At 69.7% G+C, this 26,005-nt stretch carries 17 protein-coding genes, 4 tRNA genes, 2 pseudogenes and 1 other annotated feature; of the genes and pseudogenes, 15 read left to right on the top strand and 8 right to left on the bottom strand.

Features of this window, described 5'->3' with window-relative positions; all coding sequences use genetic code 11:
* Positions 1-125 precede the first annotated feature (125 nt).
* Positions 126-1,658, top strand: coding sequence for a S1C family serine protease (locus ACIP89_RS07825; RefSeq protein WP_402113719.1), 1,533 nt, complete (start codon positions 126-128; stop codon positions 1,656-1,658).
* A gap of 49 nt (positions 1,659-1,707) precedes the next feature.
* Positions 1,708-1,797 (top strand) — tRNA-Ser (locus ACIP89_RS07820).
* Between the two features lie 136 nt (positions 1,798-1,933).
* On the opposite strand, the gene ACIP89_RS07815 is transcribed toward ACIP89_RS07820, so the two are convergent.
* Positions 1,934-2,068 (bottom strand): hypothetical protein, encoded by a 135-nt coding sequence (locus tag ACIP89_RS07815; protein WP_382133931.1) that lies wholly within the window; start codon positions 2,066-2,068, stop codon positions 1,934-1,936.
* A 395-nt stretch (positions 2,069-2,463) separates the two neighbouring features.
* A pseudogene (locus ACIP89_RS07810) lies at positions 2,464-2,747 on the bottom strand (ATP-binding protein); the annotation flags it as partial.
* On the opposite strand from ACIP89_RS07810, the pseudogene ACIP89_RS07805 reads away from it, so the two are divergent.
* Positions 2,747-2,830 (top strand): annotated as a pseudogene (locus ACIP89_RS07805) (GntR family transcriptional regulator); the annotation flags it as partial. The pseudogenes ACIP89_RS07810 and ACIP89_RS07805 overlap by 1 nt on opposite strands.
* A gap of 171 nt (positions 2,831-3,001) precedes the next feature.
* Here ACIP89_RS07805 and ACIP89_RS07800 read toward each other — a convergent pair.
* The gene (locus tag ACIP89_RS07800) at positions 3,002-5,869 is read right to left on the bottom strand and encodes an NACHT domain-containing protein (RefSeq protein WP_402113712.1); all 2,868 of its coding nucleotides are present in this window, start codon (positions 5,867-5,869) and stop codon (positions 3,002-3,004) included.
* Between the two features lie 214 nt (positions 5,870-6,083).
* Here ACIP89_RS07800 and ACIP89_RS07795 point away from each other — a divergent pair.
* Positions 6,084-6,172, top strand: a tRNA-Ser gene (locus ACIP89_RS07795).
* A 569-nt stretch (positions 6,173-6,741) separates the two neighbouring features.
* Here ACIP89_RS07795 and ACIP89_RS07790 read toward each other — a convergent pair.
* Entirely contained in the window at positions 6,742-7,638 is an 897-nt protein-coding gene (locus ACIP89_RS07790; RefSeq protein ID WP_402113708.1) for a hypothetical protein, read from the bottom strand.
* A 130-nt stretch (positions 7,639-7,768) separates the two neighbouring features.
* Positions 7,769-8,650 (bottom strand): bifunctional DNA primase/polymerase, encoded by an 882-nt coding sequence (locus ACIP89_RS07785; RefSeq protein WP_401925948.1) that lies wholly within the window; start codon positions 8,648-8,650, stop codon positions 7,769-7,771.
* Between the two features lie 313 nt (positions 8,651-8,963).
* On the opposite strand from ACIP89_RS07785, the gene ACIP89_RS07780 reads away from it, so the two are divergent.
* The 8 genes from ACIP89_RS07780 (at position 8,964) to ACIP89_RS07745 (ending at position 17,382) form a co-directional block, all read left to right on the top strand.
* Complete coding sequence (locus tag ACIP89_RS07780) at positions 8,964-9,275, top strand: hypothetical protein (protein ID WP_401925945.1); 312 nt, start codon at positions 8,964-8,966, stop codon at positions 9,273-9,275.
* A gap of 361 nt (positions 9,276-9,636) precedes the next feature.
* Positions 9,637-10,809, top strand: coding sequence for an acyl-CoA dehydrogenase family protein (locus ACIP89_RS07775; RefSeq protein WP_402113705.1), 1,173 nt, complete (start codon positions 9,637-9,639; stop codon positions 10,807-10,809).
* Positions 10,809-11,942 carry an OB-fold domain-containing protein gene (locus ACIP89_RS07770; RefSeq protein ID WP_402113703.1) on the top strand — a complete coding sequence of 378 codons (1,134 nt, stop codon included), beginning with the start codon at positions 10,809-10,811 and terminating at the stop codon, positions 11,940-11,942. Before ACIP89_RS07775 ends, ACIP89_RS07770 begins: the two co-directional genes overlap by 1 nt.
* A gap of 1 nt (position 11,943) precedes the next feature.
* Positions 11,944-12,978 (top strand): acyl-CoA dehydrogenase family protein, encoded by a 1,035-nt coding sequence (locus ACIP89_RS07765; RefSeq protein ID WP_401925937.1) that lies wholly within the window; start codon positions 11,944-11,946, stop codon positions 12,976-12,978.
* Complete coding sequence (locus ACIP89_RS07760) at positions 12,975-13,370, top strand: MaoC family dehydratase (RefSeq protein ID WP_401925935.1); 396 nt, start codon at positions 12,975-12,977, stop codon at positions 13,368-13,370. Before ACIP89_RS07765 ends, ACIP89_RS07760 begins: the two co-directional genes overlap by 4 nt.
* Positions 13,367-14,533, top strand: coding sequence for a lipid-transfer protein (locus ACIP89_RS07755; protein ID WP_401925933.1), 1,167 nt, complete (start codon positions 13,367-13,369; stop codon positions 14,531-14,533). The genes ACIP89_RS07760 and ACIP89_RS07755 overlap by 4 nt, the downstream gene beginning before the upstream one ends.
* A 380-nt stretch (positions 14,534-14,913) precedes the next feature.
* Positions 14,914-15,525, top strand: a complete 612-nt coding sequence (locus ACIP89_RS07750; protein WP_401926738.1) for a SigE family RNA polymerase sigma factor — start codon at positions 14,914-14,916, stop codon at positions 15,523-15,525.
* Positions 15,526-15,732: 207 nt separating this feature from the next.
* Complete coding sequence (locus ACIP89_RS07745; protein ID WP_401925931.1) at positions 15,733-17,382, top strand: long-chain fatty acid--CoA ligase; 1,650 nt, start codon at positions 15,733-15,735, stop codon at positions 17,380-17,382.
* A gap of 186 nt (positions 17,383-17,568) precedes the next feature.
* On the opposite strand, the gene ACIP89_RS07740 is transcribed toward ACIP89_RS07745, so the two are convergent.
* A complete protein-coding gene (locus ACIP89_RS07740; RefSeq protein ID WP_402113701.1) occupies positions 17,569-22,287 on the bottom strand; it encodes a PAS domain-containing protein in 4,719 nt (1,572 codons plus the stop codon).
* Positions 19,668-19,726, bottom strand: a sequence feature (sul1 is cis-regulatory element that is thought to sense ions involved in sulfur or methionine metabolism; They are found in Alphaproteobacteria). Its footprint overlaps the gene before it by 59 nt.
* Positions 22,288-22,500: 213 nt before the next feature.
* Positions 22,501-22,962 carry an SSI family serine proteinase inhibitor gene (locus ACIP89_RS07735; protein ID WP_402113698.1) on the bottom strand — a complete coding sequence of 154 codons (462 nt, stop codon included), beginning with the start codon at positions 22,960-22,962 and terminating at the stop codon, positions 22,501-22,503.
* A 224-nt stretch (positions 22,963-23,186) separates the two neighbouring features.
* Here ACIP89_RS07735 and ACIP89_RS07730 point away from each other — a divergent pair.
* The 3 genes from ACIP89_RS07730 (at position 23,187) to ACIP89_RS07720 (ending at position 24,379) form a co-directional block, all read left to right on the top strand.
* Positions 23,187-23,277, top strand: a tRNA-Ser gene (locus ACIP89_RS07730).
* Between the two features lie 205 nt (positions 23,278-23,482).
* Positions 23,483-23,555 (top strand) — tRNA-Arg (locus ACIP89_RS07725).
* Positions 23,556-24,133: 578 nt separating this feature from the next.
* Positions 24,134-24,379, top strand: a complete 246-nt coding sequence (locus ACIP89_RS07720) for a hypothetical protein (RefSeq protein WP_402113697.1) — start codon at positions 24,134-24,136, stop codon at positions 24,377-24,379.
* A gap of 351 nt (positions 24,380-24,730) precedes the next feature.
* Here ACIP89_RS07720 and ACIP89_RS07715 read toward each other — a convergent pair whose 3' ends face one another.
* Positions 24,731-25,930 (bottom strand): NAD(P)/FAD-dependent oxidoreductase, encoded by a 1,200-nt coding sequence (locus tag ACIP89_RS07715; RefSeq protein WP_402113695.1) that lies wholly within the window; start codon positions 25,928-25,930, stop codon positions 24,731-24,733.
* Positions 25,931-26,005 lie beyond the last annotated feature (75 nt).

Genomic DNA, 26,005 nt, shown 5'->3' with positions numbered 1-26,005 from the left:
GGCCGTGCGCGGATGCACAGGTCCTGCTTACAGTGGTCTGACGTGCTGTGGGAAAAGCTGACTCCAGACACGTACACAGCGGATCTCTTGCCGAACGATGATGTGGAACCGAGGAGTATAGAGCTGTGAGCACAGAGAACGAGGGCAACGAGGGCAACGCGGCCGAGGCCGCCCCGTCCGTTCCGTCCGCACCTCCAGTGCCGGCCGATGCTCCCCAGGGGCCTCCTGGAAGCACGCCCCCGGCCCCTCCGCAGCCGGACGTGACCGCCGCGCAGCCGCAGGTGCCGCCGGCGCACGACCCGGCGACCACGCCCCTGGCCCAGGTCCCCCCGGCGCCGCAGCCCCACACGCCTCCCCCCGTACCGCAGTCGGCGGCGGATGCCGGCTGGCCCCCGCCTCCGCCCGCGGTCCCCGCGTACGCGCACGGCGGCCACGGTGCGCACGGCGCACACGGCGCACACGGCGCACACGGCGCACACGGCGGCGGCCCGGTGTGGGGCCCGCCCGGCCAGCCGCAGACGCACGACGCCCCCCGCAAGCGGGGCGCGGGCGGTCTGGTGGCCGCGGCGGTCGTGGCAGCGCTCGTGGCGGGCGGCGTCGGCGGCGCCCTCGGCTACTGGGCTGCCGACAGCAACGACAGCGCAGGCTCCTCCGGTTCGACCACCGTCGCGGCGTCGGCCAACCCGCAGGACCTCAAGCGCGACCCGGGCACGGTCGCGGGCGTGGCGGCCAAGGCGCTGCCGAGCGTGGTCACCATCGACGCGCAGGGCGGCGACGGCGAGGGCGGTACGGGCACGGGCTTCGTGTACGACAAGGAGGGCCACATCCTCACGAACAACCACGTGGTGGCCTCCGCGGCGGACAACGGCCAGCTCACGGCGACGTTCTCGAACGGCAAGAAGTACGGCGCAGAGGTGGTCGGCCGGGCCGAGGGCTACGACGTCGCGGTCCTGAAGCTGAAGGACCCGCCGAAGGGGCTCACGCCCCTGTCGCTGGGCAACTCGGAACAGGTGGCGGTGGGCGATTCGACGATCGCGATCGGTGCCCCGTTCGGCCTGTCCAACACGGTCACCACGGGCATCATCAGCGCGAAGAACCGCCCGGTCGCCTCCGGTGACGGCTCCGGCGGCAGCAACTCGTACATGAGCGCCCTGCAGACCGACGCCTCGATCAACCCGGGCAACTCCGGCGGCCCGCTGCTGAGCGCCGGTGGCGCGGTCATCGGGATCAACTCGGCGATCCAGTCCACCGGCAGCAGTACCGGCCAGAGCCAGGCCGGCTCCATCGGCCTCGGCTTCGCGATCCCGATCAACCAGGCGAAGAACGTCGCCGAGCAGCTGATCAGGACCGGCCAGCCGGTCTACCCGGTCATCGGAGCCACGGTGACCATGGACGAGAAGACCGGCGGCGCGGTCATCTCGGACCAGGGCGCGAGCGGCACGGAAGCGGTGACGAAGGGCGGCCCCGCGGCCCAGGCGGGCCTGAAGCCGGGCGACGTCATCACGAAGTTCAACGACACGGTGGTCGACAGCGGCCCGACCCTGATCGGTGAGATCTGGACCCACAAGCCGGGCGACAAGGTCACGCTGACGTACAAGCGCGGCGGCAAGACGTCGACCGCTGAAGTCACCCTGGGCGAGCGCAAGGGCGACAGCTGACCGGCTAGGCTGTCCTCGCGTCGAAGCGGGCCGCTGCCCGCCGGCGCGAGGTGGGTTGCCCGAGCGGCCTAAGGGAACGGTCTTGAAAACCGTCGTGGCAGCGATGTCACCGTGGGTTCAAATCCCACACCCACCGCCAGGTGAGAGAAGTAGCAGGTCAGAGGGCGGGTCTCCGAAACGGGGGCCCGCCCTCTGCGTTCACCTTGTTTCACTCTGTGCCCCTGTTTCCCGGTGCCGACCAGGGCGTGTGGGCCATGCGCGGGCCAGGGTGGGGCCTACTCCTCGGCGCGAAGTCCCAGCTCAACGAGCCGGTTGGCCGCAGCCGATCCGCCCTTGAGGAGCTTGGCGTAGAACCGGTACAGCACCGCGAGGCTGTGGCCGGCGCGGTAGGCGGCCTCCACCGGGTCCATGCCGGACTGTGATCCACAGCGAGATGGCCGCGTGCCGCAGGGAGTACGGGACCTCTGCCAACGCGGTCCGAAGTTCCTGTTCGCTGAGCTCTGCCTTCCGTGCCTCGCTCCAGACGTCGGAGTATTCGTTCGACGTCAGACGGCCACCGCGCACTGCCCGAAACAGCCGGCCGTCCGGTGCGACACCGAAGCGCGCGACGTGGGCGCGGACCATCCGCACGTATACCGGCGGGACGGGAACCGCCCGTACGGCCTTCCGCGCCCGGTGCTTCAGGCCGCGCTCGTCATGGGACTTCCCGCTATCGGTCCAGCCGCCCCCGACTTCCGGGTGGCTCTCCGACACGAGCACTTCGCCTCCCGCCTCCGGCTCGCTCTCCGGCGGCAGGATGAAGTCCGATGGCGGTGACCCATCCGGCGGCGACGGCCGCGATCAGGTTCTCCTCGTCCTTCGGGGCCCGGCGCAGGTCCCCGCTCATGCCCTCTACGATCCGCACCAGCATCCGGCCTCCGGTCGACTCCCCGCGCCCTGCGGGCCGGTGAGGAACGGTGCTGGGACGGCCACGCCGGGGCCGAGGCAGCCGATGAGCCTGGCGATGGCGAGATATTCGGTTTCCGCGTTGGCGACGTTGCACAGCCGCATCAGGAGGTCGATGCCCTTGCCGTCGGTGTCCTTGGCCGGCCACGCCGCTCGTAGCGACAGCGCACGGCCTCCCGGAAGGTTCCGAGGTATATGCGCGGGCTCGTCTCGTCAAAGAGGGGGAGAGCAGGCACTAGAACTAGGTGTTCCCGCATCAGCGATCCTCATCGATTCGGTTCACTCCGCTCCGGAGCGCGGGCCCAGCCCAGGTCCGGGTCTGCGCTCTCTCAGAGCCACGATCACCCTCGGGGGGAAAGCGTCCTCAATCCGCTACGTCTATCGCACCGCCAGTCCGCTCAGTTCCTGGCAGGCTCTTCAATAACAAACGACCGGGTTCCCATGCACCACGACTGAAACCAGGATGGGACCATTCCGCCCCGGACAAGAGCATTCAGCTCAGATTGCGAAAAGGGTGATGGGGCATCCAGGGACAGCTGCCCCACTCCATTCATTCGTGTTGAAGCAGCACGCTCGAACCAGTCCTTTCCATGCACGTAATCGACAAGCTCATGAAACTCGTGGAAACTGGGAGAAATGGCCTCATAAAGGAAGCAGCTGACCCACAGGATGAAGTCGCGATCGCTTTGCTTGAACTCCGAACCAGAGATGACTGAGTTATCCAGAGAGGGAAGGCTCGAAGCGAAAATCTTGCAAGAAGAGTGAAAGTCTCCTGCATATAGCATGGCTGGAATATGCTCTCGTGCTAGCGCTCTGGACACCAGTGTCTCCCCGGAGGATTCCTCTGCCCCCCAAACCCGCCACCTAAGATCCATGAACAATGGTCCGGGGGTAGGTTCGCCGAAAGCGCGTGCGTAGAGTAGCCATGGACTTGGAACCTTGGAGAACTGATCAATCGAAACGATCCGGGTATCCAATAGATACCCGAACAAGGCCGGATCATCTACCTTTTCGAAGGTAGCCTCCGAGGCAACATTGAGCAAATCCTCGGCCCAAGCGGGATCAAACATAGAGGTCTTATTTCTGCAATGGAACCTCGCCCATCGAAGTAGCGCCGATTTTGCCCTTTCGGGATGCTCCCGAAGCGTAGAGATGAATCTGTTTCGAGGGTCCCTGTAAAGATCGAACGTAGCTATGGCGGTGACGTAGTCAGACTCCGGTGATCCGTCTCCCCAATGCTGAAAAAGCGCGTCGAAGATGAGTTTTGTCGAGTCCGGTGGAAGTGGGGCAGCGTTCATTATGCGCAAGCACAATGAGATGTATTTCGGTGCGTTTTTCCACCCAATACCACGAGCCTTTTCCATGAGCCCCGCTACGACTTCACGAGCACCACCGTCGTATTTATCATCAGCGCACTGGAAAATGACGTCAGCGAGGACGGAGCTAGAGTCTGCCTCGTAGGCACGCGTTATCTCCGTCACGATCTCGTCGATTGATCGCGCTCGCCTTACAATGGCCTCAGCAGCGAAATACTCCATGAAGGTACGGTGCGTAAAGCCGAAAAGGCGCTGATCTCGATCGTCAGTTCCTTGGTAGGTCAACAACCAGGCGCGATCGGCGCAGAAGTCAAGGAAGCCTTGGGCGCGAGTACTAGCATCTACCTCGTCTACGGATGCCGTCGCAGTGAAGAACTGTGCAATGATTTTTCGTAGCTGCTTCTCTTGGACCCCGGCTTGTGCGCTCTGACTCTTGTAGAAAAAGAGAGCCAGTTCCTGCATAAGCCGCGTGCCGTATTGTCGATGATCTACCGGTTGTTCGATGTGCCGCATTGCGTCCCAGCGCTGGAACAATAGGTCTGCACACGCTTTGTAGACTTCACGTCGGTTTCGTGGGATATAGCCGCGGGCTCGATAAAGTGCACACAACAGAGAAAGCATAAGCGGATTCGTGCGCACATCTGGAACATTCTCAGTCTCCCGCAGGAAGGAATCTTTCTCCGCTTGACTTCGCCCAGTAGCCTCAAACCACTTACTCGTATATTCAACAACTTGATCATCCGAGAAGTCATCCAACTCATAGACCGAGAATTCGCCGCTGAAGGGCGCTTTCCCATAACCAACGCGACGCGCGGTAATTAGCACTGGAATGAGTGGATATCGTGCAGCAAAGGATTCAATGACCCTAACGAACTGCTTGCGACGAACTATGTCAATAATTTCGTCGATTCCATCGAAAATAACAAAGCAACGACCCAATGTGGCCAAGTCATTTAGGGCTTGGTCGCCGATGTCCAGTTGTAGATTTTCTTTAACTGATTTGCTAATGGCACCCAGAATGTAGGCGCCTCCGTCAGTCTTGGCTACTTCCTTGCAGGCCACAACAACAGCAGCGTAGGCGTCATCTGAAGCTTCGTCTTTTGACAACTGGTGAACAAGATGTTGAGTCATTGTGCTCTTACCCACGCCAGGACTCCCGACTACGACACATCGAGGCCGACCTATAGGTGAGGTCAGAAAGGAGTCTTCGCGCTGAACCTGAGAGTTTTGTACCCGCAATGTTCTAGAAACATAGAGGGCGCCATAGTCGAAGCGGAAGTTTTCTACAGAATGACTGATGGCGTGAGCCAAATTGAGTTCCGCGTAGTGGCGCTCGGACGCGGCTCGGATATCGGCCAGATGATTTCTTGCATTTGCGAAACGTGCTGGATCGCCAAGGATATCGACGATCTCACGAAAGGCGATATTGGCCGGGCGTGACTTTCCTTCAATCTTCTCCGTAGAGCCAATATAGGCAGTGATTCTCTCCAGTTCTCCCCTACTGATATGCGATAGGGCTTTGTCGCTCGGAAACACGCTTTCCATGTGAGCAGAGATAATCCCCCAAAGATCTCCTGCAAGATTCGCCCAGATGTAACCCTTGGCGGCGCAAAATTCATCGACTTGGATGATGAATGTTTCACGGTATTCGTTGGAAATTTCTTCGAATGCCTTCCTTTCTCTCACTCCTAGCCTTGCAATCAGCATGAACTGAAATAGGGCTACCGACTCAGGCAATTCAACGAAGGTTCGAATCTGTCCGACCTGATCTTGAGTCAGCAATGTCAGCGGATTTCCATCGAGGCTGTTTAGAAGGAGACCGCCCCGCTCATCTGTTTCCTCTGACCACTCCTCAACTACTGCCCCAGTATCGCGGACAGGGGCGGAGGACCTCTGTACCGCCGCCGCTGCAATCCGCCCAACCGCACCAATGACTACCGGATCCACCATCTCGTCTCCCCTCGAACTGACCACATTTTGGCACTGCTGAGCTATGTAGCGCAGCCAGAAGCCCCAACGCCGCAAGGAGGACGACGCCAATGCCCCAGGGGCGGAGCAGTGGAGCACCCCCAGAGTCAAGCGTCGAGCGAGGTTGCTCGGTTCGACTGCGTGCCATGTGCGGGCCACGGGGGGTGCCCAGACGTCGCTGTGGGCCTTCGGAGCAGGTCAGCGCGGCTCGAACTTGCTGGTGCAGCGGTCTTGAAAACCGTCGTGGCAGCGATGTCACCGTGGGTTCAAATCCCACACCCACCGCAGGTGAACGGCCCCCGGCCAGTACGTATGGTCGGGGGCCTCTGCCATGCCTGCTCCCCGCCGGGCACCGCTGTTCCCGCGGGTTTCCCGCTGTCGGGCACGGGAGGGGCACGCGGGTGGACGGAGGCAATCGCCGGCCGGCTCCCGTTCGGGGCATTGACGTTGGTCGATAGGGTCGTGGCCATGGGGGATGGGAAGGCTCGCAGGTGTGTGTGGTGCGAGAAGCAATTCACGCGGCGTTCGCTGTGGCGGGCCAAGCGCTACTGCAAGCGGTGGCACCAATGCGTGCACTACGGCGCGATCCTCGTGGGCGCCTTGTTCTCCTGAACTGTCAGGTAGTGCACAGACCGGCGGAGTAGCCGCGGAGCACGCCACCGGGCTCCCGTCATGCCGTGGGGCACGTAGCGGGCACGATGACGATGACGACGGGCTCCACCGGCTCCGGCGCGCGGCCCGTCTTCGGGGAGGACGCTCCACTCGGGTGGTCAAGTCGCCCCCTGCGGGCCTCAACAGCGAAGCGGAGGGGCGTTGACGGCTTCCCCGCCGCCGGGCTCCCCGGATGTGTGCAGTCAACCGGCCTTGGCCGGGTCGATGCCGTACAGGGGTGCGGCGGCCACCGCCTGGTCCGCGCCGCAGGTCTCCTGCTCGTCGGCGGGGGCGAGCCACAGCGGTATCAGGCGCGACGCGGAGGGCGCGGCGTCCATGCGCAGGTAGTGGCAGCCGCTGTTGATGCGCAGTGCGAGGACGTAGACGCCGTTGCCGGCGGATTTGCCCGCGACCACGTCCACGGTGTCGTCGTCGGAGACCAGCCGCTTGTCCTTCAGCAAGTCCACTGCGCCTGCGGGGGTGTGAGGGTGTCCCGCGGTCGGTGTCTGCCGGTACATGTTCGTCCCGGTGGGCTGCCGCAGGAGCAGGGCGCCCAGTTGCGCCACGAGGCTGCCGGGATGGTTGTCGGTGCGTGTGGTGGGGCAGTCCGTCGTGGACTGATGCACGCTGTGAGCGCCGAAAGCGAAGGTGTAGCGGTAGCAGCGAACCGGGTACGCCTTTGCGGCCACGGTCTCGGTGCCGGGCGGCAGCAGGCCCAGCATCACCTGTGCTGTGTGGACGCTCCCGCCGGACTTCTCCCGTTCCGTGCCCGCGCTCAGCAGTACTCCGCCGTGTGCTTCGGCGTGGGAGACGAGCGTGCCCTCGGTGAACTGACCTCCGAAGGTCCTGCCCGGCGACCAGAAGCCCACGTTCAGGTCGTGGCGCAGGTCCTCGGCGAGCTCGGCGGCCTGGGCGTCGACGGCCGAGGTGTCCGGAGCGGAGAGCCGTTGCTGGAGCAGGGTGCCCGCCACTCCCGCGGCGCCGGCAACGAGCGCTGTCACCGTGAGAAGCAGGATCTGCCGCCCGATGCCGGGTTTCCCCGTCTGCCCGGCAGGACTGGCCGACCGGTCCTGTTGGGTCTCCACGGTGGGCGTCGTCATGTCATGTCCCCCGTCGGCAGGAGGCCTCGACCGAAGGCCTCGTCGTCGACGTATATTGCCAGCCCCAGCCCCAGCCCCAGCCGTGCCCGGCCGTCCCCCGGCCGGGGCACGGCAGGGACGCCGACCGGAATCACCCCGGAGGTTCGCAGCGGGTCGTGGTGAGGCGGGATGCCGAGGCGATGGTCGCGCGGGCCTCGTGTTCGGGGAGGCCGGTGCGGACGGCGGCCTCGGTGAGGGCGTCCGCCAGGCTGTCCCCGAAGCCGTGTTCGTAGGCGCGGCAGGCAGCCCAGAAGAGCCGGGTGTTGCGCTGGCCCTCCGCTGCCGCGAGGACGAACCGGATCAGTCCCCGGCCCCGGTCGTCGGGGTGGCTGTGCCGGCGACGCGTGGCGGCCGGGGGCGTCAGCAACTGGAGGAGGGCGTCGGGGCAGGGGGCCGGCGGGAGGCTGCCGGTGCCCGGCACCAGCCGGTAGGAGCCGTGGGTGGTGGACGAGCCGGGGCCGACCAGGTAGCCGCCCGTGCCGCGGATGTCGATGCCGGGGGCGAGGCGTCCCGCGGAGTTCGGTACGGCCACTCCCGGCGGTCCGGACAGCCAGATGTGTCGGCCGCCGCTGGGGGTGAGCACCGTGACGGTCTGCGGGATGGTGAACAGGTGGTGCAGCGCCAGCTGTCGCAGGGCGGCCGCGGAGTCGTTGCGGCCGGTGGGGTCGATGTCGAGGTCGATACCGATGAGGTGGTGCGGGGCGCGGCCGCACGCGATGCCGTAACCACTGGCCCAGGGGGCGGCGGCGAAGAGGCGGCGGACGGCGGCAGGGTCGGTGGTGGCGTCGTGGACGCCGTGTCCGGGCAGGCCGCAGGCGCCCCGGCAGTGGCTCGGCCGCTCCTCGTCGCGGTGCGGGGAGCGCAGGGCGGGAAGCTTGGTGGCGGACAACGGGATGACGGGGAGCCCGTGTTCGGCCGCGGACAGCGCGTGGGCCAGGGCCAGGGCGAAGGTTCGGCGGGCATGGATGGCCATGCCTCTATGTTCGTACTAACGTTCGAATAAAGGAAGAGGGGGAGGGGCTGGCGGGTGAGGTGCGAGGTGTCCTGCCGGAACGGTTCTTCCCCTGCGGGGCAAGGGTCGTCGCTGCGTGCCGGACTGACCTGGGAGTTTGTGTCGTCTGGGGGTTTATCAGCTCTTCATCACGCTTGCGAGGGAATCGAAAAGTGTGGGTGGTTCGCCGGAGCGGCGATGGGAAACCTTGATCTCGCGACGTCGCGACCATCACCCGGGCGGTCGGCCAACCGGCCCGGGGCCGGCCTTATTTTCGGTTCCTGGAGGAATAGACATGGCAAGCATCCGTACCGCTCGTGCCCTCGCTGTTGTTGCCGCTCTGCCCCTCGCCGCCGCGTTCTTCGGCGGTGTGGCCCAGGCCGACAACGGTTCGTTCGCGAACGAGGGGTCGAACGCGGGTGTGGCCACGATCAGTGGCAGTGGCGTCGGCGGGGCCAACCTGGGCAATTCGTCCACCTCGCAGCAGCAGGCCATCGGGGACGGAGCGTCGAACCACAGCAACTCCGCTCAGGTGAACGGTTCGGCGTTCACCGCCATCGACCAGTCCAGTCACACCCTCGCGGTGAACTTCACCAATCTCTGGTGATCCGGTACCTGCCGCGTGCCGGGCGGGGGGCCGGATCGCGGTCGGGGGGAACGGCGGCCCGCGTGGCGTCACTTCGGTGGCGGCACGCGGGCCGTTCGTCGTTCCGCCGGGGTGAACCGGCGGCTGGGCCGATGTTCGGCGGCGGACGGGCGGACGGACGGGCTGACCGGCTGACCGGCTGACGGGGCGTGAGGCCGGGGCGTGGGCCGCAGGGTGAACCGTGGGTGGAAGGGGTGGGGAGGGAAGGGGTGAAAAGGGGAGGGCCGGTGACGGCCCGCTGTCGGGTGCCTTGACAGGTGAACGGAATCTGACGGACAGTCAGAAACCCTGATCCGCAGGCTTTTCCCGGGAGGCAGCCGCCGTGCATCTGGCCCCTACGGACCGCCAGCTCCAGCTGCGCGCCGAACTCCGTGCGTACTTCCGCGATGTGATGCCGGAGCCCGGCGCTCGGACCGGCCCCGTGGGCGGGAGTCCGGCCGATCAGCGGCTGCTGCGCCGTATCGGTGCGGACGGAATGCTGGGGCTCGGCTGGCCCGTCGAGTACGGCGGCCAGGGCCGTGGTGCGGACGAACAGTTCGTGTTCTTCGATGAGGCCTACCGGGCGGGCGCACCGGTTTCGATGGTCACCCTCAACACGGTGGGCCCCACGCTGATGAAGTACGGGACCGAGGCGCAGAAGGAGTACTTCCTGCCGCGGATCCTGGCCGGGGAGATCGTCTTCGCCATCGGCTACAGCGAACCCGAGGCCGGTACCGATCTGGCGGCGCTGCGGACCAGGGCGGTACGTCAGGGTGACTCGTGGGTCATCGACGGTCAGAAGATCTTCACCAGCAACGCGCAGAACGCGGACTGGATCTGGCTCGCCTGCCGTACGGATCCGGAGGCGCCCAAGCACCGGGGCATCTCGATCATCCTGGTGCCGACGGACGCGCCCGGCTTCTCCTGGACGCCCATCGAGACCGTCGGCGGGCTGACCACGACCGCCACGTACTACGACGGCGTCCAGGTGCCCGCCACCGGGCTGGTCGGCGCGGAGAACGGCGGCTGGGGGCTGATCACCAACCAGCTGAACCACGAACGGGTCGCCCTGGCCGCGATCGGGATGCAGGCCGAGGACTTCTACGATGCGGCGCTCAGCTTCGCCCGTACGCCCGATCCGGTGACTGGACGGCGCCCGGTTGACGAGCCCTGGATTCGGTCCAGGCTGGCCGAGGCCTATGCCCGGCTGGCGGCAACACGCCTGCTCAACTGGCGTTTGGTGGGAGATGTCGGGGCCGGTGCGCTGGCCCCCGGCGACGCGAGCGGCGTGAAATTCGTGGGAACCGAAAGCGCCGTGGAGGTGTATCGCATGTGCCAGGAAATCACGGGGCACGCCGGAACGATCCGGGGCGGTTCGCCCGGCTCCTTCGGGGACGGGGAGCTGGAACGGATGAACAGGGCGGCGCAGATCAACACCTTCGGGGGCGGGGTGAGCGAGGTGCAGCGGGAGATCGTCGCGACGATGCGGCTCGGCATGAAGAGGGGGAAACGGTGATGGAGGGGCAGGACGGGCAGGGCGGACGGGACGTGCGGGACGGGCAGGGCGTGCGGGACGCGCCGGAAGGGCAGGACGCGCGGGACGCGCCGGAAGGGCAGGCCGGGCAGGACGTGCGGGAAGGGCAGGACGTGCCAGATGCGCGGGATGCGCGGCCCGTGCGGGACGGACTGTACGAGCGGCTCAGGGCGTACGAGGGGCGGGCCGCCGCCGTCGCCGGCAGCGGCAAGGATCCGGTCAACGAGCCCATGATCAGGCACTGGTGCGAGGCCATGGGGGATACGAACCCCGCGTACACCGGCCCCGATGCCGTGGCCCCTCCGGCCATGCTGCAGGCGTGGACGATGGGCGGGCTGTCGGGGCACACGGACCGGGGCGAGGCCTACGACGAGCTCTTCGGCCTGCTCGACGCGGAGGGGTACGTCTCGGTGGTCGCGACCGACTGCGAGCAGGAGTATCTGCGGCCGCTGCGGCCCGGAGACCGGATCACCTTCGACGCGGTGATCGAGGCGGTGTCGGAGCGGAAGACGACGAAGCTGGGGACGGGCTACTTCATCACCACGCGTATGGACGTCCGGGCGCAGGACGAGCCGGCGGGGACGCACCGCTTCCGGATCCTCAAGTACCGCCCTGCGGTGAAGGGAAAGGCGGAGAGCCCGGCGGCGTCGGACAAGTCGGAGAAGGCGACAGAGCGGTCCGGGGAGCGGCTGCGCGGCCGGAGCCTGCGACCGAGGCCGGTCATCAACAGGGACAACGCCGGATTCTGGCAGGGCATCTCCGCGCGCCGGCTGCTGATCCAGCGCTGCGGGGCATGCGGCACCCTGCGCTTCCCCTGGCTGCCCGGCTGCAATGCCTGCGGGTCCTCCGAGTGGGAGACGGTCGAGGCCTCGGGCGAGGGCACCGTCTTCTCGTACGTGGTGATGCATCACCCGCCTTTCCCCGCGTTCAGCACGTCCGGGGAGGCCGGGCCGTACGCCGTGGCACTGGTGGAGCTCGCCGAGGGGGTCCGGATGATCAGCAACGTGATCGGGGTGCCGTACGACAAGGTGCGGGTGGGAATGCTGGTGCGGCTCGAATTCCTGCGCACGGACCCCGAGTTGGAGCTGCCGGTCTTCCGGGGGAGTGAGGGCTGACATGGATTTCACACCCACCGAGGAACAGACCGCCGCGCAGGAGCTCGCCGCCCGGATCTTCGGCGACCTGTCGACGCACGAGCGTCTGGTCGCGGCCGGTACCGGTACGGACGCCGAGCTGTGGAAAGAACTCTGTGCGGCCGGGCTGCCGGGGGCGGTCGAGGAGATCGGACTCCTCGGGCTGGTTCTCCTCCTGGAGGAACAGGGCCGCACGACGGCGCAGGTGCCCTTGGCGTCGAGTTGTGTGTACGGGCTCCTCGCCGTCGCCGGACACGGCACGGACGAACAGCGCGAGCGGCTGCTGCCACGGTTCCGGGACGGCGCGGCCGTGGCGGCGGGGGCCTTTCCGGCAGCCGGCGGCGTACGGGCCGGTTCCGACGGGGAGTTGAGCGGCACGGTGCCGCTGGTGCCGTGGCTGAGGGAGGCCACCCATGTCCTGGTCGCGGCCGCGGACCGGTCGCTGTGGGTCGTCAGGACCGCGGACGCCGGGGTGCTGACCGAGCCCGTGGAGACCACGGCCCCGTGGTCGGCGGGGCGGCTCGTGCTCGACGGGGCGCCCGGCGAACCGCTCGGCGGGGCAGGGGCGTACGAGGAGGTTCTGGCGACGGCCCGGACGGCGTTCGCGGGACTGCAGGCGGGGGTGTGCGCGGGGGCGGTGGCGCGCGCCGTCGAGCACACCGGCACGCGGGAGCAGTTCGGGCGGCCGCTCTCGACCAACCAGGGTGTGCTGCTGCGCGCCGCCGACGCCCATATGGACACCGAGGCGATACGGGTCACGGCGTACGAGGCCGCCTGGCGGCACGACCGGTCGCTGCCCTGTGCCGCGCAGGCGCTGGCCGCCGCGTGGTGGGCGTCAGAGGGGGGAAAGCGGGTCGTGCACGCGGTCCAGCATCTGCACGGAGGTACGGGCGCCGACCTCGACCATCCCGTGCACCGGCACTTCCTCTGGGGGCGCCAGCTCGACGCCTATCTCGGCTGCGGCAGCGAAGTGCTTCAGGAACTGGGCGGACTGCTCGTGGAGGAGGGATCGCAATGAACGTCGGAGAAGAGCTGGCACCGCTGGAGATCGCGGTGACCCGCACCCTGATCGTGGCGGGTGCCGTCGCCTCCCGCGACTACCAGGACGTGCACCATGACGCCGAGCTGGCCCGGGAGAAGGGGTCCCCGGACATCTTCATGAACATCCTGACGACCAACGGCCTGGTCGGACGGTACGTCACCGATCACTTCGGGCCCGAGGCAGTGCTCAGAAGGGTCGCCATCAGGCTGGGCGCTCCGAACTATCCCGGCGACACGATGGTGCTGAGCGGCAAGGTGACCGCAATCGGCGGCGACGGGACGGCCGAGGTGTCGATCGTCGGTGCCAACGGGCTCGGCAGGCATGTCACCGGCACGGTGACCATCAGCGTCCCGGGGGAATCCGCATGAGCGTGCGCAGGGCCGATTCACTCGGCGGACGGGCGGCCGTGGCCGGGATCGGTGCGACCGAGTTCTCCAAGGACTCGGGCCGCAGCGAGCTGAAGCTGGCCGTCGAGGCCGTGCGGGCGGCGCTCGACGACGCGGGGCTGAGCCCTGCCGACGTCGACGGGATGGTCACCTTCACCATGGACACCAGCCCCGAGATCACCGTCGCCCAGGCGGCCGGGATCGGCGAGCTGTCGTTCTTCTCCCGTATCCACTACGGCGGCGGGGCGGCCTGCGCCACGGTCCAGCAGGCGGCGCTCGCCGTCGCCTGCGGGGTGGCCGACGTGGTCGTCTGCTACCGGGCGTTCAACGAGAGGTCGGGGCGGCGCTTCGGCTCCGGGGTGCAGCAGCGGGAGCCCACCGCCGAGGGGGCGGCGCTCGGCTGGAACCTGCCCTTCGGGCTGCTCACCCCGGCCTCCTGGGTGGCCATGGCGGCTCAGCGGTATCTGCACACGTACGGGCTGACCCCGGAGGCCTTCGGCCATGTCGCGGTCACCGACCGGCGCCATGCCGCGCGCAACCCGGCGGCGTACTTCTACGGGAAGCCGATCACCCTTGCCGAGCATGCCGCCTCCCGCTGGATCGTCGAGCCCCTCCGGCTGCTCGACTGCTGTCAGGAGACCGACGGCGGCCAGGCGATCGTCGTCACCAGCGCGGAACGGGCCAGGGATCTGCGGCAGCCGCCCGCGGTGATCGTCGCCGCCGCCCAGGGTGCCGGGCGGGCGCAGGAGCAGATGACCAGCTTCTACCGTGACGGGCTGACCGGGCTGCCGGAGATGGATGTCGTCGCCCGCCAGCTCTGGCGGAACTCCGGCCTGTCCCCCTCCGACATCGACGTGGCGATCCTGTACGACCACTTCACCCCGTTCGTGCTGATGCAGCTGGAGGAGTTCGGTTTCTGCGGACCCGGCGAGGCCGCCGATTTCGTGGCCGCGGACGCACTGCCCCTGAACACCCATGGCGGCCAGCTGGGGGAGGCGTACCTGCACGGTATGAACGGCATCGCGGAGGCGGTCCGGCAGATCCGCGGCACCTCGGTGAACCAGATATCCGGCGCGGCCCGGTCCCTGGTCACGGCCGGAACGGGGGTGCCCACCTCGGGGCTGATCCTGGGCCGGGGGGAGTGAGCGGCGCGGCCGGCCGGCTCGGCGCCGGTCCGGGGGGCGCGGTCTCCGGGGCGACCCTGAGTCCCGCCGTGCGGCCCCTCCACCTACAGGAGGTGGAGGGGGGACCGGCCCTACACCCTGAGGCGGACCCGGTTTCGGGACCTGGGGGCGATCCCCGGGGCAGCGCCCGCTCCTAGCGTGGAGGCATGACCACGCCAGTCTGCACGGACACCTCCAGGGGAGCCGCTGCCAACGCCGGACGCACGCCGCACCACCCGCATGCGCCGCTCGCCGGACACCCGCCGGCGAACGTATCGCCGCTCGCCGGACACCCGCCGCACGCGTCGGCGAACGTATCGCCGCACGCGTCGACACAGATGACGCCGCTCGTGCCGCCGCTCGTGTCGCCGTTCGTACCGGCGGCCCCGCGCGCATCGCACGGGTCCGTCGCCCCGTACGCGGCGCCGCGGACACCGGCCGGTGCGCGCACACCGTACGGGGCGGGCGCTCCGTACGTCCCGTACGCGTCGTTCACGTCGTTCGTGAAGGCCCGCGGCCCGGTGCTGTTGCGCGCTGCCCGCTCACTCACCGCGAACCCCAGCGATGCCGAGGACCTGCTGCAGACGGCCCTCACCAAGACGTACGTGGCCTGGGAGCGGATCGAGGACCACCGGGCCCTCGACGGTTATGTCCGCCGGGCCCTGCTGAACACCAGGACCTCGCAGTGGCGCAAGCGCAAGGTCGATGAGTTCGCGTGCGACGAGGTGCCCGAGCAGGAGACGGTTCCGGGACCCGACCCCGCGGAGCAGCAGTCCCTGCACGATGCCATGTGGCGGGCGGTGCTGAAACTTCCCGACCGGCAGCGGGCGATGGTCGTCCTGCGCTACTACGAGGACCTCAGCGAGGCGCAGACGGCCGAGGTGCTGGGAGTCTCCATCGGCACGGTGAAGAGCGCCGTGTCCCGGGCGCTCGGCAAACTGCGCCAGGATCCGGAGCTGACACCGGTCAGGTGAGGTGCCGGCGCCGCCCGCGAACCGCTCGCCGAGGGCGGTACGGCCGGGTATGCGGGCTGGCCGACGAGGGTGCGGTCATTGCATACGGATGGTGTGATTTTGTCGCACGGTACCGATCCGTACCTCCTGGAGTAGTGACATACCGCTCGGTATGTGCGCAGAATCAGCGGAACCTTACTGCCGCGTAGCGCCCACCGGGAGGACGCAGTGCTCAGCACCATGCAGGACGTACCGCTGACTGTCACCCGCATCCTGCACCACGGGATGACCATCCACGGGAAGTCACAGGTAACGACCTGGACCGGAGAGCCCGAGCCGCAGCGGCGCAGTTTCGCCGAGATCGGCCGGCGGGCCACCCAGCTCGCCCACGCCCTGCGTGACGAGCTCGGTATCGACGGGGACCAGCGCGTCGCCACGCTGATGTGGAACAACGCCGAACACGTGGAGGCGTACCTCGCCGTCCCGTCCATGGGTGCCGTGCTCCACACCCTCAACCTGCGGCTCCCCGCCGAACAGCTGGTCTGGATCGTCCAGCACGCCGACGACAAGGTCCTCATCGTCAACGGCTCCGTGCTGCCTCTCATCGCGCCGCTGCTCCCCCGGCTGACGTCGCTGGAGCACGTGGTCGTGACGGGGGCGGGTGACCGCTCCGTGCTGGACGGTGCCGTGCCCCGGGTGCACGAGTACGAGGAGCTGATCGCCGGCCGCCCCACCAGCTTCGACTGGCCCGAGCTGGACGAACTCCAGGCCGCCGCCATGTGCTACACCTCCGGCACCACCGGGGACCCGAAGGGCGTCGTCTACTCCCACCGCTCGGTCTACCTGCACTCCATGCAGGTCAACATGTCCGAGTCGATGGGCCTGACCGACCGCGACACCACCCTGGTGGTCGTCCCCCAGTTCCATGTGAACGCCTGGGGCCTGCCGCACGCGACGTTCATGTCCGGCGTCAACATGCTGATGCCGGACCGCTTCCTGCAGCCCGCCCCGCTCGCCGACATGATCGAGCGCGAGAGGCCGACCCACGCCGCCGCCGTCCCCACCATCTGGCAGGGGCTGCTGGCCGAGGTCACCGCCAATCCGCGCGACCTCACCTCCATGGCGCGCGTCACCATCGGCGGCGCCGCCTGCCCGCCCTCCCTCATGGAGGCGTACGACAAGCTCGGCGTCCGGCTCTGCCACGCCTGGGGCATGACGGAGACCTCGCCGCTCGGCACCATGGCCAACCCGCCCGGCGGGCTGACCGAGGAGCAGGAGTGGCCGTACCGCATCACGCAGGGCCGGTTCCCGGCCGGTGTCGAGGCCCGGCTGGTCGGGCCCGGCGGCGAGCACCTGCCGTGGGACGGCGAATCGGCCGGTGAGCTGGAGGTGCGGGGCGCCTGGATCGCGGGCGCGTACTACGGCGGTGCGGACGGCGAGGCGCTGCGGCCGGAGGACAAGTTCAGCGAGGACGGCTGGCTGAAGACCGGCGACGTCGGGGTGATCAGCGACGACGGCTTCCTCACGCTGACCGACCGCACGAAGGACGTCATCAAGTCCGGCGGTGAATGGATCTCCAGTATCGAGCTGGAGAACGCCCTGATGGCGCACCCGGATGTGGCGGAGGCGGCGGTCGTGGCGGTCCCGGACGCCAAGTGGGGCGAGCGCCCGCTGGCCACCGTCGTCCTCAAGGAGGGCGCGAGCGCCGACTACCTGGCGCTGAAGGCGTTCCTCGCGGAGCAGGGCATCGCCAAGTGGCAGCTGCCCGAGCGCTGGTCGGTCGTCGCGTCCGTACCGAAGACGAGCGTCGGGAAGTTCGACAAGAAGGTGATCCGCAAGCAGTACGCGGAAGGGGAGCTGGACATCACACAGCTCTGAACCACGCGCCCGTGGAGACGAAGAGGGCGGTACGGGAGTGCACTCCCGTACCGCCCTCTTCCTGTCCTGTCCGTGCGTCGCCGTCGCCGTGTCCGTGCACCGCCCGTGCCGTGTCCGTACCGCTGTGGTCATCGCAGCCGCGCGGCGGTCACAGCAGCGGTACGACGGTCACAGCAGGTACGACGGTCAGTTCGTGCCGATCTTCGCGAGCAGGTCGACGATACGGGCCTGCACCTCGTCGCTCGTCGAACGCTCGGCGAGGAAGAGCACGGTCTCGCCCGAGCTCAGCTTCGGCAGGTCGGACTGGCTCATGTCGGCCGAGGTGTAGACGACCAACGGGGTGCGGTTCAGCTGGCCGTTGGCGCGCAGCCAGTCGACGATCCCGGCCCGGCGGCGGCGTACCTGCATCAGGTCCATCACCACCAGGTTCGGCCGCATCCGGGTCGCGAGCGAGACCGCCTCGCTGTCCGTGGCGGCGCAGGCGACCTGCATGCCCCGGCGCTCCAGCGTCTGCGTCAGCGCGTCCGCGATGTCCTCGTGCTCCTCGATCAGGAGGACCCGGGGCGGGTGCTGCTCGCTGTCGCGCGGGGCGAGCGCCTTCAGGAGCACGGCCGGGTCGGCGCCGTAGGCCGCTTCCCGCGAGGCCTGCCCCAGACCGGCCGTCACCAGGACCGGCACCTCGGCGGCCACCGCCGCCTGGCGCAGCGACTGGAGTGCCTTACGGGTGATGGGACCGGTCAGCGGGTCCACGAAGAGCGCGGCGGGGAACGCCGCGATCTGCGCGTCGACTTCCTCGCGCGAGTGCACGATCACCGGACGGTAGCCGCGGTCGCTCAGCGCCTGCTGGGTGGACACGTCGGGTGCCGGCCAGACGAGCAGCCGACGCGGGTTGTCCAGCGGCTCCGGGGGCAGCTCGTCGTCCACGGGCTGCGGGGAGGGGCGGTTGGCGACCTCGACCGCGCCACCGGGGCCGTCCAGCGGCTCCGGCCCCTCGGCGGCACCCTCGTCGGGGGCGCCTATGGCGTACGCGCGTCCTTCGGCCGCTTGAGCGGGCAGCAGCGTTCCCGAGCCCGGACCCTGCACCGTGCCACCGGGGCCACCCGTGCCGCCGGGGCCGGGACCGCCCGCGCCGGGCTGCGGGTTCGCCTGCTGCGGTGCTGCGGCGGGTGTCGGCGGGGCGGTCCGGCCGGTCTGCTCGGACGGGTCGCTCTCGGGCGGTGCGGCGAGCTTGCGGCGCCGGCCGGCGCCGCCGAGCGTCTGGTTCTGCTGGTGCGCGATGTGCTGGGCGAACGGCACACCCTGCCCGAGCGTCCGCACGCTGAACGCGCGCCCGTGCGTCGAGTCCGAGGACCCCCCGGGCATGGGCGCCTCGGCCGGCAGCGGCTGCCTCCGCGCGTCCGGACCGGGTACGAGGGTCCGCGGACGGGTCTCGTCGGGTCCGGGGAGGCCGTCGGGGTCCGCGGGCCCTGTGGGGACACCGGTACGGCCGTCGGAGCCGCGGGCGTTGCCGCCGGCCGCGCCTGTGGTCCCGGCGGCCGTGCCGGTGGTGTGCGTGGTGTGTCCTGTCCCGGGCCACTCCGCGTCGCTTTCGGGCTGTTCCCCGGGGGCGCCGGGAGCAGCGGCCGCAGCCGCAGCGGAAGCCGTCGGGGCAGCCGCCGCAGCCGGGCCCTGGCCGAGGGCCTGGCTCTGGGCCTGCGCCTGGGACTGGCTCTGCGCCTGGGACTGGCTCTGCGCCTGGGGCTGGCTCTGGGTCTGGGGCTGGCTCTGGGCCGGTAGGCCGTCCTGCTCCCAGTCACCGTCCTGCTCCCAGTCATGGGCCGGTGCGGTGGAGGGGTCCGGCTGGGCGGCCGGAGGAGCGGGTACGGCAGGGACAGCGTGGGCTGCTGCTGCGTCGGCGGTGGCGGGGTTCGCGTCCGAGTGCCGGGCTCGGCGCCGTCCGGTCGGGAGCGGGTGGGGCTGCGGCGGGGTGTGGTCGTGGTCCGCCGGGCCGGACACGGCGTCGTGCCGCCCCGGCGGGGAGGCGTCGGGCTCGGCCGACGACATCCGGTCTGCGGCGGCGGGCGGCAGCGCGAAGGGGACCCGGGGGCCCGTCGGTTCGGCCTGAGCGGCCCGGTCCTGTGCGGCGGAGAGCGCGCGCCGGGCCCGTCGCCCGGTCGGCTGCTGCCGTGCGGGTACGGGCGCGGATTCCGGATCGGGCGGCGCGGGACGGGGCTCCTGTGCCGGGGCCCGCATCCGGGAGGCGTCGTCGGGATCGGAGTACGCCATGGAGCCCTCGGACTCGATGGCGTTCCCCGGCGGAGTGGCGGCCGGAAGAGCCAGCCGGCCCTCTCCGCCCTGGTTCACGCCGCCCCGGCGCGCTCGGTGGCCGCCGGCCGGCACCGGTGTCGGAGCCTCGGCCGGAACGCCCTGCGGCGGCACGGTCTGCCCGCGCTGCGGACGGCCCCCGCCCCCCTGAGCGCCCTCGGCAGCCGTCACCACGGACCCCTCGGACGGGGCCCCGGGAGCAGCGGGCAGCGCCAGGGCCTGCCCCGGTCCCTGCTGCGCGTCGGCGGCCCGAGCGCCGGTCTCCGCCGGACTGGGCCGCCCGCGCCTGCGCCCGGAGCCGCCACTCCGCTCGGCCGGGCTCAGCCCGTCCGGGGTCGCCCCGCCGTGCTCAACGGCACCCGCACCCGCGTCAGCAGTCCCAGCAGCACCCGCGGCGCCGGCGGCGTACGGGTCCACGGACGAGCCCACTGACGGGTCGACCGGGTCGCCGTACGGCGCCGGGGACGCCTCCACGCCTTCGGCCGGCGGCCGGCGGCGGGCCCGCCTTCGGCCGGTCGGCTCGGCCGCCCCGGTGTCCCCGGTCGCGGCTCCGGGCATGCCCACGCCCTCGGAATCGCCCACAGGGCTCTCCAGGAAGGCATCGGTGGAGGCCCTGCGCGCCCGGCGCCGCCCCCCGCCGCCCGTGCTCCCCGCGGCCCCGGGAGCCGCCTCAGCCGGAGAGACCGGAGAAACCGGAGGTGCCTGAGGCGCCTGAGAAACCTGAGGCGCCTGAGAAACCTGAGGCGCCACAGGTGCCTGAGGAACCTGCGGGACGTCCAGACCCTGACCCTGTCCCTGACTCTGCCCCTCCGGACCGGCCAGATCCACCGCCGGACCCATCGACGGGTCCACCGCCGGACCCATCGCCGGAGCCATCGCCGGGTCCACCGCCGGAGCCATGGGAGGCGGCACTGTCCCCGAGCCCGCGCCCAGCGGTACTTCGAGCACGTACGCGCTGCCGCTCATGCCCGGCATCTCGTGTGTCTGGAGCACGCCGCCGTGCGCCCGCACGATCCCGCGCACGATCGGCTCGTGCACCGGGTCTCCCCCGGCGAACGGTCCGCGCACCTCGATCCGTACGACGTCACCGCGCTGTGCGGCCGCGACGACGACCGTGGAGTCGACGTAGCCGCCGCCCGGCACCAGCCGGGCCTTGCCGGTCGAGTCGACCCCGGCGACGTCCGCGACGAGGTGCGCGAGCGCGGTCACCAGCCGCCCCGCGTCGACCTCGGCCTCGATCGGCGGAGCGTGCACCGCGAACTGGGCGCGGCCGGGGCCGATCAGCTCGACCGCGGCGTCGATACCGGCGGTCACCACGCCGTCGAGCAGCACGTTCGTCTTGACGAGCGCCTCCGAGCCGGCGTCCAGACGCTGGTAGCTCAGTACGTTGTCGACGAGCGTCGTCATCCGCGCGTAGCCGGCGGCCAGGTGGTGCAGGATCTGGTTGGCCTCGGGCCACAGCTGGCCCGCGGGGTCGGCGGCGAGTGCGGACAGTTCGCCGCGCAGCTCCTCAAGGGGCCCGCGCAGCGACTCGCCCAGGACGGCGGTCAGCTGGGCGTGACGGGCGGACAGCTCCGCCAGCCGCCCGGCCTGTTCCTGCATCCGGTCGGCCTGCTCCTCCAGCGCGGAGGCGTGGCGCTCGGCCCGGTCGGCCAGCTCGGCCGCGTGCTGTTCCGTCAGACCGGTGGTCTCGGCGGCGTGGCCCGCGGTCAGCTCGGCGACGGCGGCGGTATGGCGTGCGGCAAGCTCGCTGACCTCGGCCGCGTGCTGCTCGCCGAGCTCCTCGTAAGGCCTGCGGTCGGTGAACGTCATCACCGCGCCGACCAGCTGGTCGCCGTCCCGCACGGGCGCCGTGGTCAGGTCGACCGGCACCTGCGCGCCGCTCTTGGACCACAGCACCTGCCCGCGCACCCGGTGCTTGCGACCCGACCTGAGGGTGTCGGCCAGCGGCGATTCCTCGTACGGGAACGGCTCGCCCTCGGCCCGCGAGTGCAGGATCAGCGGATGCAGCTCCTGGCCGCCGAGGTCGGTGGCGCGGAAGCCGAGGATCTGGGCGGCGGCGGGGTTGACCAGGACGACCCGGCCGTCCGTGTCGGTGCCGACGACGCCCTCGGACGCGGCCCGCAGGATCATCTCGGTCTGCCGCTGCGAGCGGGCCAGCTCGGCCTCGGTGTCGACGGTGCCCGAGAGGTCGCGCACGACGAGCATCAGCAGCTCGTCACCCGTATAAGTGCCGTTGTAATTCGTCTGGACGTCGTTGTAGGCGGCCTGCCCGTCCTCCAGGCTGGCGCTCGTCACCTCGACGGGGTACTCGTTGCCGTCGGTCCGCCGCGCGGTCATCCGCGTGGGCTTGGTACGGCCCCGCTCGTCCGCAGCCTCCGGCCTCCGCATCGACCCCGGGATCAGCTTGGAGTCGAACTCCGGCAGCAGATCCAGCAGTCCGCGTCCGACGAGCGCGGTGCCCGGCGTCTCGAACATTTCGAGGGCGATGGTGTTGGCGTTGACGACCGTACCGTTGCAGTTGACGAGCAGAAGCCCGTCCGGAAGGGCGTCGAGTATGGCTGCGAGGCGAGCAGCGCCTCGGGATGGCCTGCTGCTCACGACGACGCTTCCTCCCTGATTACTGCACCTTGCCGACAGCGGCCCCATCTTGCCCCTCGGGCCTCAGGCTGTCACTGGAGGAGTCTAAAGGCAGGGGAGCGGCAAGGGGCGGCGGATGAGGGGGAGCTCTCACCAAGGTTCTGTGCAAGAGGTGCACGACTCTGGCCCATTACGCGCCCCGCACGCGCCCCGCGCGCCCTGTGCAGCCGCTGCTCAGCGGACGTTCGGGAGCACCGGACGCAGGCTGTTCCAGCGCCCGATCTCGCACCCGTTGGCCCGGTCGAACGCGGCATCGATGCTTCGTCCGCGCCAGCTACCGGTGATCCGTGCGGTGGCCGGTCCGCCGAACTGCTGCGTGCACATCGCGTCCCGGGAGACCGGCGAGAACGGGTCCGTGCTCTCGCCGGGCAGCTGCGCCAGCCGCTCGCAGGCCTGCTGCGCCACGGGGTGGCTGCCGCCCGCCGGCTCGCACTCCAGCTCGTAGCTGCCGTCCGCCGCCGGGTCCCCGGAGCCGGAGACGACCACGGTCAGATGCGTCGGGCCGCCCCCGCTCTGGAGCAGGTGCAGCGGCAGCAACGGACGCGGCAGCGGACCGTCCGAAGCCGCGGCGCCGGGCGCGGCGGCGGACAGTACGGCGAGGGACACGACAGTGGTGAGGGTGAGGCGACGCAGCATGCGGGCTCCTGTGGTCGTGCGCGTCGGCGTCAGCGGCCGGCGACCGAGAAGAACGGCGGGGGCGGCGCCCCCGCATGACTAACGCGCGGCACGCCACGGGGTTGCGCGACCGAAGGCGCTTTGCCCTCGCGCCCGACTGCCTAGTACCGTAGGCACCGATTGGTGACGCGGCTCGCTGCTGTGACATCATCTGCACGCACCACCCGCGCTCGCGTGGGTGTGCTGGAGGCGTCGCCTAGTCCGGTCTATGGCGCCGCACTGCTAATGCGGTTTGGGTCTTAAAGCCCATCGAGGGTTCAAATCCCTCCGCCTCCGCGTGATCACCGAAGCCCCGTGCCACTGGCCGGGGCTTCGGTCGTTTCCGGGACGGACCCATCCGGGACGGGCCTGCGCCCGGACGCCGCCGAACGGGTGTTTCCCCAGCTCAGCAGCAGTGCGGCTAATGGATTTCGCGTGACGCCGCAGGTCATGTAATGTTGTTCTCGCAACGCCGACGGGGCAGAAAAGCCCAGGACGCCAAGCACTCGTAGCTTAACGGATAGAGCATCTGACTACGGATCAGAAGGTTGCAGGTTCGAATCCTGCCGAGTGCACAGCAGGCCAGAGGCCCCCAGGAGAAATCCTGGGGGCCTCTCGCGTTGCCCGTACAGCAGCGAAGTGCACCAGCGGGCTCGAAGCGGCCTGAGTCCCGACCCGTGGATACGGTGTCCGCTCATGTCGCGTCGGCTGTGATGCCGGGGCGGCGCGTACGGCCGGAGGGGGCTATATGCGGTTCAGGGTTGGGGCGGTGGGCCTGACAGCGGTAGTGCTGGCGGGCATGGCGGGGTGTGGGGCGCGGGCTGACCGGGGCTCGGGCGACACGGAGGGGCCGGCACCGACGCGTAGCGCGCCGGTGGCGGAGAACGGACACCTTTCTTCCGCGGAGCTGCAGAGCCGATGGTGGACATGGGCTGCCTCGGAGCCTGGAGCAACCAACCCTGTCACTGACCCGGACGGGAGCATGTGTGGACGCAATCAGCCGCCCGACGTGTGGTTCCTGGCCGGCACCGACGGCGGTCGGGCTGTACGCGCGTGCGACATTCCCCACGGTCGTCCGATCGTTGTGCCTGTCGTCAATCTCGTCGGAGACGACCAGAGCTGTGCGGCCTTCATGGGGAGTGCGCGAGGGACCGTGGCACTCGACGGCAAGCCGGTGAAACCGGAGACCTACGAAGGTGACTCGATCATGGTGGAAGGCGTACAGGACAATCAGGTCACCGCGGAGGAAGGGCGCTTCACGGGTACGGGGTGCGGTCTTTGGGCGCAGCTGCCGTCCCTGGCACCCGGCGCGCACTCACTGAAGGTCCACGGGCAGTCGGGCGACTTCTCTGTCGATGTGGACTACGTGCTGACCGTCGCCGCCGCCGCGTCGGCCTAGGCGAGCCGTATCCGCGTGGAGAGGACCCAGGGGTGAATCCCCTGGGTCTTCCGCGCATCGACGCCCCGTGTCACGGCAACCCCCGCTCCCCGCCGGCTCTCGCGCTGTCCGCGTGACAGCCAACCGCACGTGCGCCCTGTGTGCCGGTGTTTGACGGTCAAGAGGGTGGCGGAGCTTGGTGGCCGCAGCTCGTCCGCAGGGGGGCGGCCGAGTGGGGGCTGTCCCGATGGCGGGGTGGGCCGCCTCAGCCCTTCCGGTGAGAGGCGACGGCGTCCTCCCCGAAGGACGCGGTGAGCGCCTGCGCGGTCAGGCCGGGCGGCTTGGTGCGTCCGTCGTCCTCGACCCAGCGGGTCAGGCCTCGGCGTTGACGGCCGAGGGTTCCTGGGCGTTCCCCCGTACGACCGGGCGCCTGCGGGTCGGCATGCCGAAGGTCGGGTTGGCGACGCCCCAGGCCGCGCCCTTGCAGACCAGTTCCTTGTAGAGGGCGGCGAGCCGTCCCGTCAGGGCCGCCCGGACCGCGCGGTCGTCGGCGGTGACGTACTGGATCAGGCCCTCCTTGCGGCCCAGCGAGATGCACTGGTTGAAGTAGCGCAACGGTGTGCGCGGAGGCTTCGTGCCCGTCAGGCGGGCCGCGATGCTGTCGGCGGCCTGCCAGGCCATGGGGATGCCCGAGGCGCAGGACATGCGCAGGGGCTTGTCGCCGGGGCCCGTCGCCAGGGCCGCGTCGCCCACGGCGTACACGTCCGGGTGGGAGACCGAGCGCATGGCTCCGTCGACCACGATCCGGCCGGTGCCGGTGACTTCCAGGGCGGTGGCCTGCGCGACCGGGTGGACGGCGAAGCCCGCGGTCCACACGGTGACCTCGGCCGGGATGGACGTGCCGTCGGCGGTGGTGACGTGGTCGGTCCCGACGCCCGTGACGTCGGTGTTCTCGTGCACCGTGATGCCGAGTCCGTCGGCCACGCGGCGCAGGTGCAGGCGGCCCTTGGGCGAGAGCCAGTCGCCCAGGGTGCCCCGGGCCGCGAGGGCGACGTCGAGGTCGGGGCGGGTCTCCGCGATCTCGGTCGCCGCCTCCAGTCCGGTCAGGCCGCCGCCGACGACGACCACGGGACGGCCGGACTCCAGGCGGGCCAGCCGTTCGCGCAGCCGGAGCGCTCCGGGGCGGCCGGAGATGTCGTGGGCGTGCTCCGCGGTGCCGGGGACGCCGTGGGTGTTCCAGCCGCTGCCCAGGGCGTACACGAGGGTGTCGTAGGCCAGTTCCTGCCGGGCGCCGGCCGCGTCCGTGACGGCGACCGTCCTGCGGTCGACGTCGATGCCGGTGACCTCCGCGAGCTTCGGCTCGACCCCGGTCCCCGCGAGCATCTCGCCGAAGGGCCTGGGGCGGAGGTGCTGGCCGGTCGCCAGCTGGTGCATCCGGACCCGCTCGACGAAGTCGGGCTCGGCGTTGACGAGGGTGATGGCGACGTCTTCGCGGCGCAGGCGCTTGGCGAGGCGCCCGGCGGCGGTGGCTCCGGCGTAACCGGCTCCCAGAACGATGATTCGGTGCTGCATTTCCCTGCTCCTGTCTCGCGCGGGTTCGCCCCTTGAACCGGGCGGCCCGTCGTTCCCTGACAGGGGTGGGGTGTG

Origin of the sequence: Streptomyces sp. NPDC088730 (assembly GCF_044751215.1) — a bacterium.
In the GTDB taxonomy this organism is placed as follows: Bacteria; Actinomycetota; Actinomycetes; order Streptomycetales; family Streptomycetaceae; genus Streptomyces.
The sequence above is the reverse complement of the archived record's forward strand: the minus strand, read 5'-3'. Positions and strand labels throughout refer to the sequence as shown.

Bases quoted from the DNA above. Each gene is read 5' to 3' on its own strand.
- ACIP89_RS07815 (WP_382133931.1), bottom strand. From the start codon at position 2,068: ATGGACCCGGTGGAGGCCGCCTACCGCGCCGGCCACAGCCTCGCGGTG.
- ACIP89_RS07770 (WP_402113703.1), top strand. From the start codon at position 10,809: ATGGAGGGGCAGGACGGGCAGGGCGGACGGGACGTGCGGGACGGGCAG.
- ACIP89_RS07755 (WP_401925933.1), top strand. From the start codon at position 13,367: ATGAGCGTGCGCAGGGCCGATTCACTCGGCGGACGGGCGGCCGTGGCC.
- ACIP89_RS07760 (WP_401925935.1), top strand. From the start codon at position 12,975: ATGAACGTCGGAGAAGAGCTGGCACCGCTGGAGATCGCGGTGACCCGC.
- ACIP89_RS07765 (WP_401925937.1), top strand. From the start codon at position 11,944: ATGGATTTCACACCCACCGAGGAACAGACCGCCGCGCAGGAGCTCGCC.
- ACIP89_RS07790 (WP_402113708.1), bottom strand. From the start codon at position 7,638: ATGACGACGCCCACCGTGGAGACCCAACAGGACCGGTCGGCCAGTCCT.
- ACIP89_RS07780 (WP_401925945.1), top strand. From the start codon at position 8,964: ATGGCAAGCATCCGTACCGCTCGTGCCCTCGCTGTTGTTGCCGCTCTG.
- ACIP89_RS07800 (WP_402113712.1), bottom strand. From the start codon at position 5,869: ATGGTGGATCCGGTAGTCATTGGTGCGGTTGGGCGGATTGCAGCGGCG.
- ACIP89_RS07715 (WP_402113695.1), bottom strand. From the start codon at position 25,930: ATGCAGCACCGAATCATCGTTCTGGGAGCCGGTTACGCCGGAGCCACC.
- ACIP89_RS07735 (WP_402113698.1), bottom strand. From the start codon at position 22,962: ATGCTGCGTCGCCTCACCCTCACCACTGTCGTGTCCCTCGCCGTACTG.
- ACIP89_RS07785 (WP_401925948.1), bottom strand. From the start codon at position 8,650: ATGGCCATCCATGCCCGCCGAACCTTCGCCCTGGCCCTGGCCCACGCG.